This is a genomic window from Hugenholtzia roseola DSM 9546 (genome assembly GCF_000422585.1).
Classification (GTDB): Bacteria; Bacteroidota; Bacteroidia; order Cytophagales; family Bernardetiaceae; genus Hugenholtzia; species Hugenholtzia roseola.
Map to the genome: position 1 here is coordinate 343,315 of NZ_KE383879.1, position 16,889 is coordinate 360,203.

The 16,889-nt window shown below is 42.4% G+C and carries 14 protein-coding genes; 5 read left to right on the forward strand and 9 right to left on the reverse strand.

The features are described from left to right. Entirely contained in the window at nucleotides 1-759 is a 759-nt protein-coding gene (locus G500_RS0112050) for a Fic family protein (RefSeq protein ID WP_211220157.1), read from the reverse strand. Between the two features lie 37 nt (nucleotides 760-796). Beyond that, complete coding sequence (locus G500_RS0112055) at nucleotides 797-3,958, reverse strand: tetratricopeptide repeat protein (RefSeq protein WP_027002740.1); 3,162 nt, start codon at nucleotides 3,956-3,958, stop codon at nucleotides 797-799. 693 nt (nucleotides 3,959-4,651) lie between these two features. Between G500_RS0112055 and G500_RS0112080 the strand changes: the two genes are divergently transcribed. The 4 genes from G500_RS0112080 (at nucleotide 4,652) to G500_RS0112095 (ending at nucleotide 8,221) form a co-directional block, all read left to right on the forward strand. Continuing rightward, nucleotides 4,652-5,377 (forward strand): 3'-5' exonuclease, encoded by a 726-nt coding sequence (locus G500_RS0112080; protein ID WP_051203515.1) that lies wholly within the window; start codon nucleotides 4,652-4,654, stop codon nucleotides 5,375-5,377. A 44-nt stretch (nucleotides 5,378-5,421) separates the two neighbouring features. Further along, nucleotides 5,422-5,844: a type II 3-dehydroquinate dehydratase gene (aroQ, locus tag G500_RS0112085; RefSeq protein WP_027002743.1), complete on the forward strand. Its 423-nt coding sequence runs from the start codon at nucleotides 5,422-5,424 to the stop codon at nucleotides 5,842-5,844. A gap of 162 nt (nucleotides 5,845-6,006) precedes the next feature. After that, nucleotides 6,007-7,413, forward strand: a complete 1,407-nt coding sequence (locus G500_RS0112090; RefSeq protein ID WP_027002744.1) for a hypothetical protein — start codon at nucleotides 6,007-6,009, stop codon at nucleotides 7,411-7,413. 175 nt (nucleotides 7,414-7,588) lie between these two features. After that, complete coding sequence (locus G500_RS0112095) at nucleotides 7,589-8,221, forward strand: peroxiredoxin (RefSeq protein ID WP_027002745.1); 633 nt, start codon at nucleotides 7,589-7,591, stop codon at nucleotides 8,219-8,221. Between the two features lie 96 nt (nucleotides 8,222-8,317). On the opposite strand, the gene G500_RS0112100 is transcribed toward G500_RS0112095, so the two are convergent. Both G500_RS0112100 and G500_RS0112105 read right to left on the reverse strand, forming a co-directional pair. Then, nucleotides 8,318-8,863, reverse strand: coding sequence for a GbsR/MarR family transcriptional regulator (locus G500_RS0112100; protein ID WP_051203518.1), 546 nt, complete (start codon nucleotides 8,861-8,863; stop codon nucleotides 8,318-8,320). 72 nt (nucleotides 8,864-8,935) lie between these two features. Next, the gene (locus G500_RS0112105; protein ID WP_027002747.1) at nucleotides 8,936-9,991 is read right to left on the reverse strand and encodes a zinc ribbon domain-containing protein; all 1,056 of its coding nucleotides are present in this window, start codon (nucleotides 9,989-9,991) and stop codon (nucleotides 8,936-8,938) included. A 196-nt stretch (nucleotides 9,992-10,187) separates the two neighbouring features. Here G500_RS0112105 and G500_RS0112110 point away from each other — a divergent pair, with 196 nt between their 5' ends. Next, the gene (locus tag G500_RS0112110; RefSeq protein ID WP_035757191.1) at nucleotides 10,188-10,976 is read left to right on the forward strand and encodes a prohibitin family protein; all 789 of its coding nucleotides are present in this window, start codon (nucleotides 10,188-10,190) and stop codon (nucleotides 10,974-10,976) included. 297 nt (nucleotides 10,977-11,273) lie between these two features. On the opposite strand, the gene G500_RS0112115 is transcribed toward G500_RS0112110, so the two are convergent. The 5 genes from G500_RS0112115 to G500_RS0112135 form a co-directional block, all read right to left on the reverse strand. After that, nucleotides 11,274-12,194 carry a CHAT domain-containing protein gene (locus G500_RS0112115; RefSeq protein ID WP_027002749.1) on the reverse strand — a complete coding sequence of 307 codons (921 nt, stop codon included), beginning with the start codon at nucleotides 12,192-12,194 and terminating at the stop codon, nucleotides 11,274-11,276. Between the two features lie 27 nt (nucleotides 12,195-12,221). Then, nucleotides 12,222-13,160 (reverse strand): hypothetical protein, encoded by a 939-nt coding sequence (locus G500_RS0112120; protein WP_027002750.1) that lies wholly within the window; start codon nucleotides 13,158-13,160, stop codon nucleotides 12,222-12,224. Nucleotides 13,161-13,310: 150 nt separating this feature from the next. Continuing rightward, nucleotides 13,311-14,264, reverse strand: coding sequence for a hypothetical protein (locus tag G500_RS0112125; protein ID WP_154657142.1), 954 nt, complete (start codon nucleotides 14,262-14,264; stop codon nucleotides 13,311-13,313). 407 nt (nucleotides 14,265-14,671) lie between these two features. After that, nucleotides 14,672-16,000: a TlpA disulfide reductase family protein gene (locus G500_RS23375; RefSeq protein ID WP_051203520.1), complete on the reverse strand. Its 1,329-nt coding sequence runs from the start codon at nucleotides 15,998-16,000 to the stop codon at nucleotides 14,672-14,674. A 196-nt stretch (nucleotides 16,001-16,196) separates the two neighbouring features. Beyond that, nucleotides 16,197-16,889, reverse strand: a 693-nt coding sequence (locus G500_RS0112135; protein ID WP_027002752.1) for an Rpn family recombination-promoting nuclease/putative transposase, incomplete at its 5' end; no start/stop codon positions are given.

The following is a 16,889-nucleotide window of genomic DNA, read 5'->3' on the forward strand; positions in this document are numbered from 1 at the left end:
CTAAGCCTCTAAAATATTTAGGTAGCGCAAAAGAGCCATTTCCACTTTTTGAGCGATAAATATAGAAAAACTCTCTGGATTATCCTTTGCGTCTTCTAATGCCTGATAGTAGGCTATCCTACTTTCATAATCGCCCCCAATGATAGCCAAAGGATAGCCCGCACGAAGGAGAATCAGATTCATGACCAAACGCGCCGTTCTGCCATTGCCATCTACAAAGGGGTGAATACTAACAAGTTTTTCGTGCAAAAGAGCGGCTAAGAGTACGGCAGGAAGTTTGCTTTTATAGTTTTCGTAAAAATTAAAATAAGCGTCCATCAACTCTTCCAAAAGATAGGGGGCAGGCGGCTTGTGTGCGCTGCCTGCTATCAAAACAGGAATATGGCGATAGCGTCCTGCTGCCTCTCTATCAATGCCATGCAAGACCAGCGCGTGAATTTGTTTGAGCAAGTAAGGCGAAAAATCCGCATCTTCTCTTACTGCCTCCTCTATCAAAGTAATCGCCTCTCTATGATTGATGGCTTCCAGATGTTCGCGTAATGTCTTGCCACTGATGGTCATGCCTTCGGAAATAACCATTTGTGTTTCGCGCAAACTTAGGCTATTGCCCTCTATTCGATTGCTTTCATAGAGAAATTCCACACGCAAAGCCTCACGTATTGTTTCGTTGTCGAGCCTACTTCTTAGTGCATCTAAGCGGCTTTTGTGGGTTTCTATACGATTTAAGATTTCGGTCAGACGAGGGGAGATAGTTTCCAAAAGGGTATTAAAATTAGAGAGAAAACAAATCATAAAACTATTCACCTGCGGGCTGTTCGCCACTAACGGGCATTTCTTCGCCTACAAAGAAGCGTTCTTCTTCTTTCTGAATGACCTCTAAAAGACTGTCGTATTGCTTTTTAAAGTCGGTCAGGTAGCTTTCATTTACCTTGCTGCTCAACTCTTCGAAGGTACTACGGGCGAAGGTTTCCAAGCGGTTTTCCAAAGCCTGTAAGATATATAACTTTTTAATTGAAATATCATCAGGCATAAAGCGCAACCCTTCTAAAACAAAGTCATAGCCTTTTTGTACTTTTCCGTTTTTATTGTAATAGGCGATTGCCTCTTTGTAGGTGTTCAAATCCATTGGATTGCCCTTGTGTGCTAATTGCCAATAGTGGTCGGCTTGTGTAGAGTCATTTTTTTGGCTATAATAAAGTGCCAGATAGTAGTTTTTGCGCGTTCTTTGCGCCCTTTCGGGTTTCCAACTTTGTGCCAGCGGCAGCATCTCTTCATACCTTTTAAGGGCATAAAGCAGGGCTAAGTCGGCTTCGAGGAGCTGATTTTTCGCCTTTTCAGAAAGTTTCGCGCCTGCACCTAAGCCCGTAATTTGGTCGCGTAAGGCTTGTGCCTTTTCCAATTCGCCCTTTTCTACCCAATACCTGATGCGCTCGGCACTTGCCACTACCAAGACATTGAGGTCGCTCATTTTTTCCAACGCCTTCACAAAAGTAGCTTCATCAAGGCTTTCCATTCTAAAATAAAGAAAACGGTGCAGGGCTTCGTCGTCTTGTATCTGGTCTATCTCGATGGCAACTTCGGGCGAAAGCAGGCGCAACATTTCTTTTGCTGTGGGCTGATAAGGGTGCTGTGGCAATGTATCCCAAGCCTGCCAAAGGCTACGCGCTTCGGCGCGGTCGGCTTGCTCTTTGGAATGGCTAAGGGCGATAGCGCGATAAAAACTGTGTTCAAAATTGCCTGAAAGGGTCGTCTGTTTCCAAATATCGGCGGCGGCGCGGTAGTTTTCATTTTCCAAATACCAAACTGCCAAAAGATGCCAATACTGCACGCTGGGGTGATATTGCAACAAGTAACGCAAACTTTCGAGGGCTTCTTTGGTGCGATTCTGTTGGTAGAAAAGCAGGGCTTGGGCAAGTATCAATTCGGGATAGTTGTCCATTTTATCTTGAATTTTGGTATAATAATTCAAGAGTGCTGTATCGCGTTTGGCTAAGGTATAATGGTAGAGATAGAGAGCTTGATTAAAATTATAAACCGTATCTTGTAGAAATTCCGTTTTTAGGGCAGGCAAATTTTCGGTAGGCACTTTTCCCAAAAGCCAAAGCAATTCGTTATTATGCGCCTCTATGTTATCGGCACGAAGCCAAATTTTACGAAGAGAATCCGCCTTTTCTACGGCGTTGTCGTTCATGGCTTGGAAGGCATAGAAATTGATTTCAGCAGCAGGATTGGAAAAAGCATAGCGTCGGGCATTGTTGAGGTATTCGTATAAGGTGTCTGCACCGATAACAAATTGCTCACCTTTGAGGTAGTTCCAACTCAAATTTGTCCAGATGTAGGGGTTTTCAGGAAAAATCGCCTTGGCGTAGTAAATCTTATTAAAACCTTCGGCGGGGTCGTTGAGCCTTTCAGAGGCTAATTGTGCCGCCATCGCATAAGCCTGTGGGGTAGGATTTTTGCCCAAAGAGCGATTATAGTAATTGTAGGCGGTCTTGAACTTGCCCATTTTGAGAGCCAAGGTAGCCAAACCGATATGCATTTTATGGTTGCTCGCATTCAGACCTGCCGAATAATTGTAGTAATATTCAGCCATGCCGTAGGCTTCTTGCGCCTTGTCCATGCTTTCTGCCGTGTGCAAAGCCTGATAATATTCGGCTTCTTTTGCAAAGGTATCGCCCATGAGATTTTGCACCCCTGCCTGTATCTGACGGTATGCCGCCATATCTGCACGATACAATAAAATCGCAACAATGATATAAGCCATCAAAGCGGCAAAACTCCAATCGAGCTGACGCGGTTGCCAAAGGATTTTATAGATATTGTAATTTCCTTCTAAAATTGTTCCATAGTTGGCTATGATATAAACGATAAAGATGATAGAAAATCCTACCTGCGAAAAAATAACGACATCTTCCAAGCCCTCCGTCATGGGGTCGTTGGCGTTGAGCATCGAAAAAGAGAAGGTAGCTAATGTAATAATGCCCCCTGCTAAGGTAATAATGGCGGCAGGCAGTCCGAAGGGCAACACTTTTTCGTACTGTGAAGCCCGATGTTTTACGCCCCAAAGTGCCAAAAAGACTATCAAAAGCAGGCTCGTTTTGGGTGGCAAATGGTACATCTCCCATTCTATAAAGCGCACCGATTTGAGTAAGACATAGAAAGAATTAAGCGCGAAAAGTCCCGAAGCGATAAAAAAATGCGTCATGTTGGTATTCGAAGCCCTGCCCGCCAAAGTGGTAATGTAGAGCAAGGCACGCGGAATTTCATGCCCATTGAGGAGGATAAAAATCACACTTATCACAAGGGGAATGACAATGCCTTGCGAGGCGATAAAATTTTCGGGGAAAAGCACAACTGCCGCCTGCAATTTGATATAAAAATAGAAGCCTACACTAATCAACGAAAAAGCCGCCAAACGCAGACTAAAAGGGGCTTTTGTATAAAAAGAATTGAAGACAAAAGCCAAAGGCAGATAAAGCAAGAGCGCGACGATAAATAGATTTTGAGAATCGTTTAGCGTCAGTAGGGTCTGAAAATAGGTGAGCGCGTCGAAATTGGCAAAAGAAAGAAAGAAAGCGACCAAAATTGTACCGATAGCAAAATATAATTTGGGCAAATAGGTAATCGCTGCCAAATAGCCGACCATCGCCAAGCCGATAAAAAATAAATAAAGCGGCGAAAAGACATCTATCACCACACGCGGATTTGCCTGATAGTGCGCCTGCTGCACATAAATTGGCACTTCTGCCTTCCATTCGAAAAAGCCCTTTTCAAAACGTTCCACCTCTAAGGGGAAAGCGCGAAATTCCGCCTGCTTTTCCCAGCGAAAAGCCTCATCTACGCCACTATACCAAGCAAAAGCGAAAAAGCCTGCCGCCAAGACCAAGAGAGCCAAAAAACTGGTCAGGATTATTTTTTCAGATAGTTTCCAGTTTTGCCAAAAAAAAAGGTTTTCCATGCAAGTAGTTTCTTCTAAGTGGTTGTAATTTGTCTGTTTTTAAAATGCACCCCACCCCAAACCCCTCCCCCATAGGGAGGGGCTTCAATTTCGTATCAATTTTTTCGCATTTATGCGAAAAAATTGATTTGATTTTCGAACCCTCCCCTATGGGGGGGAGGGCAGGGTGGGGGTATCTTCGCATCTTCCCCTTTGGGGCAGTAATGTTAAATTCTAAAAATCAGGTTCAAATGTAGGGACAAGGCATTGCCTTGTCCGCAGTGAGATTGAAATAAAAAAGGATTTTCAAACCCAAAAATAGGGTTCTGCCCAAATTTTATTTCACTTCAAATTTGACAAAACAAGGCTTTTTACAGAACTTAACATTACTGCCCATTATGGCGGGGCTTTGATTCGGCATCATTTTTTTGCATTTATGCCAAAAAATGATTTGGTTTTCGAACCCTCCCCTTTGGGGGAGGGCAGGGTGGGGTTTCAGGAGGTTTGCAGAAGCACAAAGCCCTATTTTTTGACCTTCTGACCGTTACAACAACGCCATATTGGGTTGAAAGCACCTCAAGCCTAATTATTGCATTTGCAAAATTCGCAAAATTATTCGAAATTCATAGCAGCAAGCGAAAAAGAATTGCCCTTCGCAGATAGAAGGGGCAAGCGGAATGAACGGTTTATATTTTGGCATCAACTCAAAAAACTATGAATTGGAACTTTATAGCCTATCTGAAAAATAAGCAGACACAGAAAAATTGGGAAAACGCCCTTCCCCAACTCCCTGAATGGGCTGTGCGCTATTATCGCGCTCACCGTCAGCGGCAGGAAAGTCAAAGCCCTTTTCCTACCCTGCAAAAGGCGCGTTTTGTAGTCTTTGATACCGAAACTACGGGCTTGAATATGCAAAAAGATGTCGTCATTTCTTTGGCGGCATTGCGTTTGGAAGCGCAAACGATACAAATAGGCGAGAGTCTGGAATTTTTTATACCGCGCCAAAAAACAGGTAGCAAACATTCTATCACCATTCACCAAATTTTGCCACAAGAAACCGAAGGCGGCATTTCGGAAAGTAAAGCTATTGAACAATGGTTGGATTTTATTGGTACAGATGTTTTGGTGGCGCATCACGTAGGTTTTGATGTAGGTATGATGGAAAGTATGATGAATCGGGTGCTTTTTCCGAACAAGGAAACCAAACTTGCTTTGCTCAATCCGCAGCTCGATACGGCTCGTATGGAAAAACGCCTACAAAAGCATCTGACCCAAAACGACGACGCTTTTAGCTTAGACGCGCTCTCTAATCAATACGATTTGCGTATCGCACAAAGGCATACGGCGGCAGGCGATACTTTGGCTACCGCTCAAATTTTTCTAATCCAACTCAAAAAATTACAAAAAAGAGGCATCAAAAATGTAGATGAACTTTTTTAGAAAAGCGTCATTTTATTTTAAAAATCATAACAAATCATATCCCTATGAAAATTGCTATCATCAATGGCGCAAATCTCAACCTTTTGGGCAAGCGCGAACCCGAAATTTACGGCTCTCTCTCTTTCGAAACCTATTTTAAAAGCCTTCAAGACCGCTATCCCAATTTGGCACTTTCCTACTTTCAGTCCAATCACGAGGGCGCACTTATCGACTACATTCAGCAAGTCGGCTTTTCGCATCAGGGCTTGGTTATCAATGCAGGTGCTTACACACACACCTCTTTGGCGATTGCAGACGCAGTTCGCGCCGTTCCTGCCCCTGCCGTAGAGGTGCATATCTCGAATATTTTTGGGCGCGAGGCATTTCGCCATCATAGCTTTCTTAGTGCAGTTTGTGTCGGTATGATTACAGGCTTGGGCTTGGAGGGCTACCGCTTGGCGATAGAGTTTCTGCAAAAGGACGCATAAATTTTACCTTTTTTGCGAGTTTTGAAAAGAACCATTCGAGGCTATCTTACGTTTGTATTCAAACGGGCTTTTCTTTTTGTTTTATCTGACTTTTGCCAATAAAAATGCAGAAAAAACGAAATACACAAAATTTTATTCCACCACACTGTTTATTTTCCCGATATGCTGACCAACTCTCACCAAGAAAGACCAAACGAGATTAGAAAGCAGGCGAGCGAAGTACGCTATGAGCAAACTGCCATGCGCCCGATGAACAATATTTTTATTGGCAAATTAGTAACAGGAATTGCCTTTTTTTATAGCATGGTCTGGATGCCGTCTTTTTTTCAGATTCTTTTTTTGCTCATCTCTGGCTCTATCTTATTTCCACTTTTTAAAGAATATTGGGCAAAACAAATTAGAAGTGTAAAAATTACAAGTCTGGATTTGGAAATACAGCGAGGGGCAAATCATGAGCGCGTCGAAACCCGCCTGCGCCATATCAAGAGCATTACCCTTATCAGAAATCCACACAAGCCCCCGCGCCGTCAAAGACGCTATCTAAACGAACAAATCAACCTTTTAATAGAACAAAATCGGGCAGAAGCCCAAAGCAAAGGGCTACCACCACAACCCATAGGCACAGGCTTGGATAGCGAAGCCAAACTTGTCATTTGCGACGGCTCTTATCGTGATGTAGAAATTGAAAGTCGCTTTTTTCAGGAAGGCGATTTTGAAGAATTTACCGAAAAACTACTCAAAGCGTGGAAACAAGCCCTTGTAAGCGATTTAGGCTACTTGGCTACTTTCGAGGAATTTGGCGCAACCCACATTCCTGCACCTGCCTTCAAAACCCAAAAAGCGCAAGCCGATTCGAAAAAAACCAAAGAGCAGCCCAAAAATGGCACTATCGAAGCCATAGAACAGCAAATTGCGAACAACACTGCCCAAATAGATAAGGAAAAAGATTTGAAAAAAAGCATAGAAGACAAACTACAAGAAGCCTACAAAACGCTTTATTATCAGCGTCGCAACCCCGATTTAGAGCGCATGGCAAACCCCATTGTCCTTTTTGAGATAAAAGACCGCAACGACCAATCGTTATACTTTTTAGAAGACGACTTCTTTGCCGATTTGAGCCATGAAAATATAGAGATGGGCAAAAGAGTCATTAGTGCCTGCCATGAAAACCTGCGTTTGGTACAAAAGCGTATCGAAACGCTGGGACGCATCAATAAAAAGTTGAAAGTGCTGCGTTTTCAGGAAAAAACAAACCTTCGTTTGCGTTACTTAGCAAAAGAACTTTCTGACATTCAGGAGCTTAACACCAAAGAAAGTTTAGAAAATGAAGTCTATGGTGAAATTTCGGAAGAAGAACTCGATGCCAAAATTAGGGCAAACCTCCGAAAAACAACCCATATAGAGCCAAAGGAAGACGCGCCTATGGATTTGGACTCTATCACTGCCTTAGATGAATACATCAAATTTTTTACTGCCTTAGATTCCGAATATGATAAAAAAAATGAACCTTTATCGCCACTCAACCCACCACTCAACCCAAAAGGTGATGCCGACAAGAACGCCGAATAAGGCTTTGGGTCTTTAAAAATCGGTTAAAACCTTTTTTTCGTTTGGGCGTTATCTTTTTGTGTGTTATTTTTGTGGATAAGAAAGCCCTTGAAAGGTCTTCGCGCCTTTTTGGGGGCTTTTAGTTGGTATCTATCCCTTGTTTGGTAAATTCATTTTCATATCTATAAAACTTACTATGGCAACTTTAGTCAACAAACCTGCTCCTCGTTTTTCTGCTCCCGCTGTCATCAACGGCGAAGAAATCGTGGGTAACTTCTCACTCGACCAGTATTTGGGCAAAAAATATGTCGTCTTTTTCTTCTATCCAAAAGACTTCACCTTCGTTTGTCCTACCGAGATTTTAGCCTTTCAAGAAAAATTAGCAGAGTTTGAAAAGCGTGATGCAGTAGTAGTAGGCTGCTCTACCGATAGCGAAGAAACGCACTTAGCTTGGCTTTCTACCCCCAAAGGTCAGGGTGGCATCGAGGGCGTTACTTATCCGCTTGTCGCTGACCTTGCCAAGACGATTGCCACTAACTTCGGCGTTTTGGGTGGCGATTATAGCTACGACGAAAACGGCAATTTGATATTCGAAGGCGCACCGATTGCACTTCGCGGCACTTTCCTTATCAACAAAGAAGGTATCGTCAAGCACCAAGTAGTCAATGATTTTCCTTTGGGTCGTAACATCGATGATGCCCTACGTATGGTAGAAGCCTTAGCGCATGTGGAAAAATACGGCGAAGTATGCCCTGCAAATTGGAGCGAAGGCAAAGAGGCTATGAACGCAACAAAAGAAGGCGTAGCCACTTACTTAGCGGCTCACTAAGGCTTTGATGCGAAAAAATAGGGCTTCAAAGAGCGTTTAAACGCGATTCAAACCCTAATTATTGCCCTAATTATTGAAGGTACAAACCTTCAATAGTTAGGGTTTTAATATTTTTTCTACTAATTTATTTTCAGAAAGTTTGAGCATCATATCAATCGCCTGCTCTGCACGCGCGGCAAAGGTGCTAATCTCTTCCGTAATTTTGATAAAATGGGCAGCCTTTTGTGCCTCCTCTTCGCTTTGTGCCTCTACCTGTTTTAGCTCTTCCAAGACCTTAAAAATAGGTTCTAATTCGCGCTTCCTGCGCTCACGCACGATACGGCGCGTAACTTCCCACATGTCTTTTTCGGCTACAAAAAATTCTTTCCTTTCACCTAATTTGGTTATTTTTTCTACCAATCCCCAATCCATAAGGGCGCGAAGGTTCATATTAGCATTGCCTTGCGAAATGTTGAGCGCGTCCATGACGGCTTGCGCACTCAAAGGCTCTTGCGCCAAAAGCAAAAGCGCATGCACCTGTGCCATACTACGGCTGATGCCCCAAGTTGTACCCAATGCCCCCCATGCTTCTATGAAGCGCGATTTGGCTTCTTCGAAGGCAAGTGGAGATTTAGGGGTATCGGAAGGCGGTATATTTTTCATAGCGCAGGAGAAAATGGTAATAGGTAGGATAGCATCTTCAAAAAAACGCCTCTGATGGGTAAAATGTTATATTTAGTTTCTTTTTTTAGACCCAAAAAAAGCCGCCACTGCCTCCCCTTCTGCCTCTCTGCCCTTTGGCACTTCTACTCTTACCAATAATTCGCGCGTTAGGTATAAATTGACAGGTGCGGAATAGCGAAAAGATAGCTCTTTTTTAGCCTTATCCCACTTGACACTTTTCAGCCGCGTGCGCCAATGCACCCAACTGTGCAAATAGCCTGCCTGCCAAACCCCATCTTTTGAAATCAAGACCAGACCCACGCTTTCACGCTCTTTTTTCCGAGTAAGAAAAGGTATCGCATAGGAAAACAACTTTAAAAAAATCATAAAACCCATCATAAAACCCACCGTCAGCCACATTTCTGTTTCAAAGCCCGAAAGCAAAAGTAAGCCTATGCAGACTATCAATGTAATTACAAAAATAAAATTAAACATAATTTTATTGCGATTTTGATTTTCTTGAAAACGCGCCTCTATCTGTTCTTGGTAGCTATCTTTTTCATAGAAAAAACACGCCAAAAGACTTTCTCCTGTTAACATATTTCCTAAAACTTTACTTCTTTTTTTGTATAAAAAATAAACAAAAATAGAAGTAGGAAAAACAAGCAAGCCCAAAAGCAACAAAGCCCCTCCACCTTCCATTGGCTCTATCCAAAAGGGAGGCAAAAAAACCAAAAGAAGCCCTGCAAAAGCAAATATAAGTGCGTAGTTTTTATATTTTTTTTGTTTATTTTCTACTAAATTTTGTATTTTTTCTAATAGCTCGTCCGAAAAAGCAGGGCGAAAAGGCTCGCTATTGGAAGTCTGTTTTGCTTTTTTGGGTGCAAGTGGCGTGCGGTTATTTATTTTTTTTGGTTGCGTCACAGATTCAATAGGCAAATCATTGGTTAAATCGCTCGACAAATCCTTAGGCGAAGGTGCTAAAAAAGTAGTGGGCGAAGGAATAAAAGGCTCTTCTTGGGTACTTTTTTGTTCATTTTCCAAATCAAATCCGCAATGGGGGCAGAGTGGCATTTGAGCCATCAATGCCTTGCCACAATGAGGGCAACAAGATTTTTCGTTTTCCATATTTTTTTTGTTTGTGGTAGCTAAAAAGTAGGGCGATTGTGCCAGACACGTTGCAAGATAAACGCTAATTTTTTTTTCTTCTATGACTTAGGTTCTTTGAAATCTGCTTTTTTTTGCCTATTTTTATGCAGCCAGTCCCCTTTTTGCATCAGACTTTCAAATGCCTTTCCCTTTTTCCACCTAATTCTTTTTTTGTATGAAAAAAATACAAACTTGGCTTTTTTACGGCTTTTGCAGCCTGCTTTTGATACAATTTATCAGTGCTTGTACCGTAATTCGCCCTGGCGAAGTGGGCGTAAAACAGCGTTTGGGCAAAATCAAAAGCGGTATTATGCAGCCGCGTGCGGTATTTCACAATCCTTTCACGACCAAAGTTGTCAAAGTGCCAACCCGTACTATCAATATGCCCGTTGTTTTAGACGCGCTCCCCTCCAAAGAAGGTTTGAGTATTCGCTGTGAATTAGCGGTGCTTTTTCACATCAAAGAAGAGGCAGCGATTGATGTCATCAAAACCGTTGGCGTGCGCAACGGCGAAGGTATTATTTTGAGCGTCCTGCGCTCGGCGGCGGCAGATGTAACCTCACAATTTTTTGCCAAAGACATGCACACTTCCAAACGCTTCGAGATAGAACAAGCCATTAGTGCAAAGATGACCGAAATCTTAGGCGATAGAGGTTTTGTAGTGGAGTCGGTCTTGCTCAAAAGTATTCGCCTGCCCGAAAAATTGGCACGTGCCATCGAAGCCAAATTAGAAGCCGAACAAGAGGCACAAACCATGCAATTTGTCTTGGATAGAGAACGCCAAGAAGCCGAACGCCTCAAAATTGAGGCAGAGGGCATACGCGACGCACAAAAAATTATTTCCGAAGGGCTTAATGATATGATTATCAAATACAAAAGCATCGAGGCTTTTCGCGAACTTTCTAAATCGAATAACGCCAAAGTCATTGTTACAGATGGCACAACGCCTTTTTTGATAGATTAGTAGGCAAAAAAGTGTTTTTCAAGGTAGAAACGAACACAAAAAATGCGCCCAAGCCCTAATAAACAACGGCAGAGGTGTTTTTTTCAAATTTAACACGAAATAAAATTTGGTTTTAAAACCCTCCCTTTGGGGGAGGGCAGGGTGGGATTCATTCCTTTTTTATTTCAATCTCATAGGGGACAAGACAATGCCTTGTCCCTACATTTGCATTTGGTTTTTAGAACTTAACAGCCCTACCCCAAAAGGTAGTGGAGTTAAATTCTATTCTTCGAAGCGCAAAACCAAATTTTCTATTGCCTACAAAGGCAGTTCCCAATCTGCTTGTGCTTCTTCTTTGGTATAAAAACCCCACAAAAGCGGCGAGGGCGCAACGTCCTCTTTTATCTTGCTTTTAGGAATGGCGGAGCGATACACCTGCACAGGGCTATTTTGAAGTGTCAGAAGGGCGGCGGCTTCCTGAAAGGCTTGCCCTAAGGTAGCTTTTTTCGCCAACGACTTGTAAAATTGACTTGAAAAGGCAACTGCCTGCGCATCATCGATGGGGGTGCTTGTCGCGATAACACGCTTTACCCCTGCTTCCAATAAGCCCTCTACCTGCCTTTTTGTAGAGCAACCATTGAGAAAGACCAACTCCAAACTTTGCTGCTGGGCTAAAAGTTGGGCAAACCCTGTTGCGTTTGCGCTGGTTTCGTCTAAGACCAACTCCTGACTGCCTGCGTGTCCTGCAAAGTGAAAGATGGCAACCCTATTGCGGTATTTTTCTGTAAATACTTTTACCAAATCTGCAATCGTAGTATTAAATTCTGTATAAAGTTTAATACTTCCTTCGTCGTCTGCTTGGTGCAAAGCGTCGCGAATGGCTTTTTCCTCCTGCTTCAAATTTTCTAAATACGCCCCCTCCCCATTGGCAAAAGCCAAACAGACCACAGGTGGCTGCATTTTGGCATAGGCTCTTTGCACCTGCTCCACTTTTTGGGCGGCTTCTCCTAAGGCAAGTACAACTTCGCCCTGCTGCGAACCCTGCAAACGCGCCTGCAAAGTAGCTACTTTTTGGCGGTAAGTTTCAATTTCTACTTCGGTTTGTTCTACTTGTTTTAAAAGTGCGAATTTTTGCCGCCCCGTAGAAATTTGTAATTCCTCTTCTAAAAATTCTTTTTTTTCTAAAAGAATGTCTAAGGCACGCAAAATGCCCTTAATTTCTTTATCGATACCGTACATAAATGGGTGCTTTGAATAAAATGACCACTATTTTTTTACGCCTAAGATGCTCTCTTTATCGAGGTGATGGCGTTTTAAAAATTGTTCATACAAAATTTGGTAGCTTTCCACTTCTGGCTCTATGCTCAAAGTGCGGCGGTATGCCATCAATGCGTCTGCCAAAAGCCCGCGCTCCTCGAAATATTGTGCTTTGATAAGATTGCCCAAAGCGGAATGACTTTCCCCAATTCTGCTGGCTTCGCTGGCATATTTTCGCGAAACTTCATTATTTAGGCGTTTGATGTAATTAGGGCGAGAAAGAAGCTGCTTCTTACCCGCAGGCATCGCCACAACCTGCACGATAAACGCCTGATTTTGCTTGCAGCGTGGGTCGTTAAGATTTAAAACAATCTCTTCCGACTTGGTTTCTTCTTTGAAAAGCACTTCGTTATACAAATCCATTACCTGTACGACGTATTTTTCAATTTCTTGCGGTCTTACCTTAACCTTGCTTTCATTTAGAAACCAAGAAAAAACGGTCTGCTCACCCAAAAGACTAACAGAGGAAGGGAACGCAACAGCTACATCTTGCTGTTCGGTAGTGCGCTCGGTGGCTCCTGTTTCGGTGGTGTATCTAAGTTGGTGTTCCTTGTCCTCGCCTGTAAGTTTGCCTAAGACATACTGTGCATAACGTAGGCTTAGGTCGTCTGCACTCTTTTGGGCTACTTTTTCTTTGAGTTGCTCAAAAGTCCATTGTGCTGCCCCGCGCAATTCTAAGGTCTGTCCTTCCTGATTGACCAAGCCAATGTAGGTATTTTCGGCTAAAATGAGCTTGTTTTGGGGTGAGATTTTGCCTCCTACCCTCAAAGGTTGCTCATTTTGCCAAGCCTGCCCTTTGAGTGCAAGGATAGAAAACTGCTCTGCAAATTGGGCTTGCAGAAGGAAAGTCCAGCTCAAAAATATAAAGGTAAGTAGTTTAGTTTTCATATAAAAATAAAAAGTAGATGATTTTCAAGAGGCTTTTTTACCTATCAAATGCGCAATGGTATCCAAAGATAAAGCAAAAACACTTCCCAAATTGAAAATTGAGAAGTGTTTTTTTGAATGAGTTAGTGAAAGGTACGCTAATTTGATGGATTAGTAGCCTTCTTTGTTAGAAGCCATCGCGTCTAAGATAGAGTTTTTCGTCATTTTGTTGCGGTCGAGGAAACCTTCGTATAAGATTTTGTAGGTTTCTACATCTGGCTCTAATGACATTGCCTTGTGGTAAGCCGCTACTGCGTCTGCCAAAAGTTGCTTTTCTTCAAAATATTGGGCTTTGATGAGGTAGCCTAAGGCAGAGTTGTCGCCAATTTGGTCGGCTTCGGTTACGTATTTTTTCGCCTCTTTCGCATTGACGCGCTTGATGTTATTGGGTTCAGATTTGATAGACTCTTTTCCTTCTTCCATAACAGAGATTTGATACAAAACAGAACGCTCACCTTTGTAGCGTGGGTCGGTAAGGTCAATGACGAAGTTAGGCTCTGCGGTTTCTTCGGTGAAAAGTACGTTATTATACATATCAGTAACCGTAACCAAATACTTATCTACGTCCTCTTCCTTGATTTTGGCAACTTCTTCCAATACGAACCAAGAAACAACGGTTTGGTCGCCTGCCAAGCTCAAAGAGCGAGGCATTACAGACATGATGGCAGATTTTCCTGCACGCTCTACCGCACCCGTTTTGCCCATGTGTCGGTGCGCACCTGCGGCTTCTTCGCCCTTCGCTACTTCCGAAACGACATACTGCGCATAACGCCCTGTAAGGTCGGCATTTCCTTTTTTCAAACGTCCTTCCAAATCGCTAACTTTGAACGTACCTTTTTCACGAATTTCAAGGGTCTGTCCGCTGCTGTGCAGAAGTCCCAAATAGCTGCCGTCTGCTAAGGTAATTTGGTCGTTAGGGCTAAGGGTTGTCCCGATTCGGAGAGCCTCGCTGCCCTTTGTGTTGTTGCCCTTAGCCGCCAAAACTCTAAAAGAAGAACTTTGTGCAAAGGCAGTGCTTCCTAAAAGGAAAAAGAAAGCGATTAAAAATGAGAGTTTAGTTTTCATGATGCGCTTTTGATTTGAAATAAAGAGAGATATGGTATAGAGAGTAATTTTACAAAAAGGTTTAAAGGGTGAGAAAAAAAGGTGATAGCGACTTATTTTCCAAGCCCAATTATTTGAAAAGCGTTTTTGATTTGAGAAACTAACGCAGCCCTTTTCAAAAAAGTTTTGAAGGGGCAAAATTTTCTACGCCTTAGTCTTCATTTTAAAGGTCTGACGGCTTTATTGGCGGTAGCCTCGAACTTCTACTAATAAGCAAAAGCAAAGATACGATTTTTTTCAAAATACTGAAAATCAGGTTTTTGAATAAGCCCTATCTTGTTTGTTTCCTGTATTTTGACAAGATAAAAAAGATAAAGCAGACCAAAACAAGTGCGTTAGTACATTGTTAAGATTTTCTAATAAGTACGCTACTCCTCCTTCAAAAGTTGCGCCACGAAGGTAGAAATTTTGTCTATATGAGCCTGATAACTCGCTCCTGTGCTGGGACCTGAAAAACCTGTGTGAATCTTGCGGACTTTGCCTTTCTTATCGATAAAAATCGTAGTAGGGAAAGCAATCGTACCCTCCAACATAGGCAAGGACTGTTCCACAAATTGCCTTTCATTTGTACCTGCAAAAAGAAGTTCGTAGGTTACCTTCATTTTGTTTTCAAGACGCTGCAATCTTTTTTGTGCCTGCTCAAAATTATCAGTCTGCTCGTAAGCCAAACCGATAATTTCTAAGCCCTGTGCTTTATTTTTTTCATAAAAAGGAGCTAAAAAAGCAACTTCGTCCATGCAGTTGTGGCACCAAGTACCCAAAATCTGAACGATAACAACCTTGTTTTGAAAGCGCGTATCAGTTAGGGCTACTTCTTTGCCCTCGATATTGGGAAAGCGAAACTGTATCTTATCAAAACCTTCTTTTAGTTTGGTTAGGCTCTCGGCATCAGGTAGCTCAAAGGTAGGATTAAAGGTTGCCTGCCAAGTTTGGTGTGTAGAAGCTCCTGCCCAAAAATCGCCTTTGAGCCTGCGTTTTTGAGTGCTTGTATCGAGAGTCGCCTCAAATCGCGTTGCCGTTGCCCCATCAAAGCCTGAAAGTTTGAGCGTATTTCCTTCTACGATACCCTCTAAAAAGCGATAGTCGCCTGTTTTGGTCTGAAAAGTGCCTGTTAGGATTGCGCCTTCCTGTGAAAAGGTCGCTAAGGCAGGCACGCTATCGCCGTTGGCTTTTAGGAAGTAGGTTTCCCAACTACCCGAAAAATCGCTGATAGGTGGCTCTTTGGCTTCAAAGCGCGGCATTTCTGTTTTTTCTGCCGAAAAAGGCAAATCGGTAGCCTTTCCAAAGCTACGCCTACGCCATACACCCTGCAAGGTATTGGTCGACGAAAGAGTTGCTTCTATTTCAGCATCAAAAATATAGAGCGGAATCGTAAAAAGGCTATCTTTTTGGATAACCTCATCTAAGCGAAAACGCTCCTGCCCATTGAGCAACGTCCATACAAAGTTGCCTGCACTATCTTTTTCTACCTCAAAGAGAAAAGGCACGCGCTTGCCCTCTACAATTTCTACCTCGCCACGCCACTTGCCCATTTCGAGCGTCCATGTCTTGGGTTTTTCGGTGGGCTTATCCTGACAAGCGGAAAAAAAGGCGAGGAAAAGCAAAGCCGCTGCCGCTTTCCAACCAATCAAATTTATCCGAAGAAAAGCAGAAAAGGAAAACTTCATATTAAGCAAATAATTGTGATTATAGTTCATAAAGAAAATTTATTTGACCTTTAAGACAAGCTAAAGCAACGATTTTTGAAAAAGCTGGAACTTTCTAATTTTTCGCCTTTTCAGAAAAATATTTGCTAAGGGTGCGATTAAATAACAACCCCTTACCCTAATGATATTGAACATTTGAAGCCAAAGTTAGTACATGAACTCGCTTTTGGCAAATCTAAGGTTCTTATCAACTTTTCTTTTTCAGCTCCGCACGCAACTTTTCTATTTGCTCTACAGTTAAACCAGTCAAATCTGAAATTATCTTATTTTCATAACCTTTTAAAATACCATTTTTCGCAATTTCAGCCTTACTTCCCTCCACCGCTGCTTCTACGGCGGCTTCTACGGCTTCTTCCACTGCCGTTTCAATCGCACTTTTCATACCCCAATATTGAATCAAATTTTCTTCATAAATTGCCCTTTGCTCGGCACTTAATCTCGCTAACTCTGCCGTTCCGAAGGCTTTTTGGAAAATAGGCTCTTTCAAAACATTTGGAATTTGGTCAAAACTTTCTAAGTTTTTTAGAAAATAGCACCATTTATCAAACTTCGTTTGTAGTTCATTTTCTTTTTTATTGAATAAAGGCATTTGCAAAAATTTGAAATGTAGTTTATCAAAAAATAAATCGCCATCTTGGTCTTTCAAAGCCACATCTCTGCGAAACTTACGACGCTCCTCTGCCTCATCATACTCAAAATCCAAAATGGCGACAAAATAAATCGGTTCTAACTTAAAATTCCACTCGCCTGCTTGCGCTTGGTCGCGAATCGGAAAAGTTACATAAAATAAACTTCTATCTTTGAAGTATTTTACCTTTGCTTTTTGCATCTCTACGATAAACCTTTCACCCGAAAGTGCCTTACAATGAATATCGAAAAT

What these genes read in the sequence shown, in the direction of transcription:
- G500_RS0112055 (WP_027002740.1), bottom strand. Translation starts at nt 3,958, where the DNA reads ATGGAAAACCTTTTTTTTTGGCAAAACTGGAAACTATCTGAAAAAATA.
- G500_RS0112125 (WP_154657142.1), bottom strand. Translation starts at nt 14,264, where the DNA reads ATGAAAACTAAACTCTCATTTTTAATCGCTTTCTTTTTCCTTTTAGGA.
- G500_RS0112110 (WP_035757191.1), top strand. Translation starts at nt 10,188, where the DNA reads ATGAAAAAAATACAAACTTGGCTTTTTTACGGCTTTTGCAGCCTGCTT.
- G500_RS0112120 (WP_027002750.1), bottom strand. Translation starts at nt 13,160, where the DNA reads ATGAAAACTAAACTACTTACCTTTATATTTTTGAGCTGGACTTTCCTT.
- G500_RS23375 (WP_051203520.1), bottom strand. Translation starts at nt 16,000, where the DNA reads ATGAACTATAATCACAATTATTTGCTTAATATGAAGTTTTCCTTTTCT.
- G500_RS0112100 (WP_051203518.1), bottom strand. Translation starts at nt 8,863, where the DNA reads ATGAAAAATATACCGCCTTCCGATACCCCTAAATCTCCACTTGCCTTC.
- G500_RS0112115 (WP_027002749.1), bottom strand. Translation starts at nt 12,194, where the DNA reads ATGTACGGTATCGATAAAGAAATTAAGGGCATTTTGCGTGCCTTAGAC.
- G500_RS0112090 (WP_027002744.1), top strand. Translation starts at nt 6,007, where the DNA reads ATGCTGACCAACTCTCACCAAGAAAGACCAAACGAGATTAGAAAGCAG.
- G500_RS0112080 (WP_051203515.1), top strand. Translation starts at nt 4,652, where the DNA reads ATGAATTGGAACTTTATAGCCTATCTGAAAAATAAGCAGACACAGAAA.
- G500_RS0112105 (WP_027002747.1), bottom strand. Translation starts at nt 9,991, where the DNA reads ATGGAAAACGAAAAATCTTGTTGCCCTCATTGTGGCAAGGCATTGATG.
- aroQ (WP_027002743.1), top strand. Translation starts at nt 5,422, where the DNA reads ATGAAAATTGCTATCATCAATGGCGCAAATCTCAACCTTTTGGGCAAG.
- G500_RS0112095 (WP_027002745.1), top strand. Translation starts at nt 7,589, where the DNA reads ATGGCAACTTTAGTCAACAAACCTGCTCCTCGTTTTTCTGCTCCCGCT.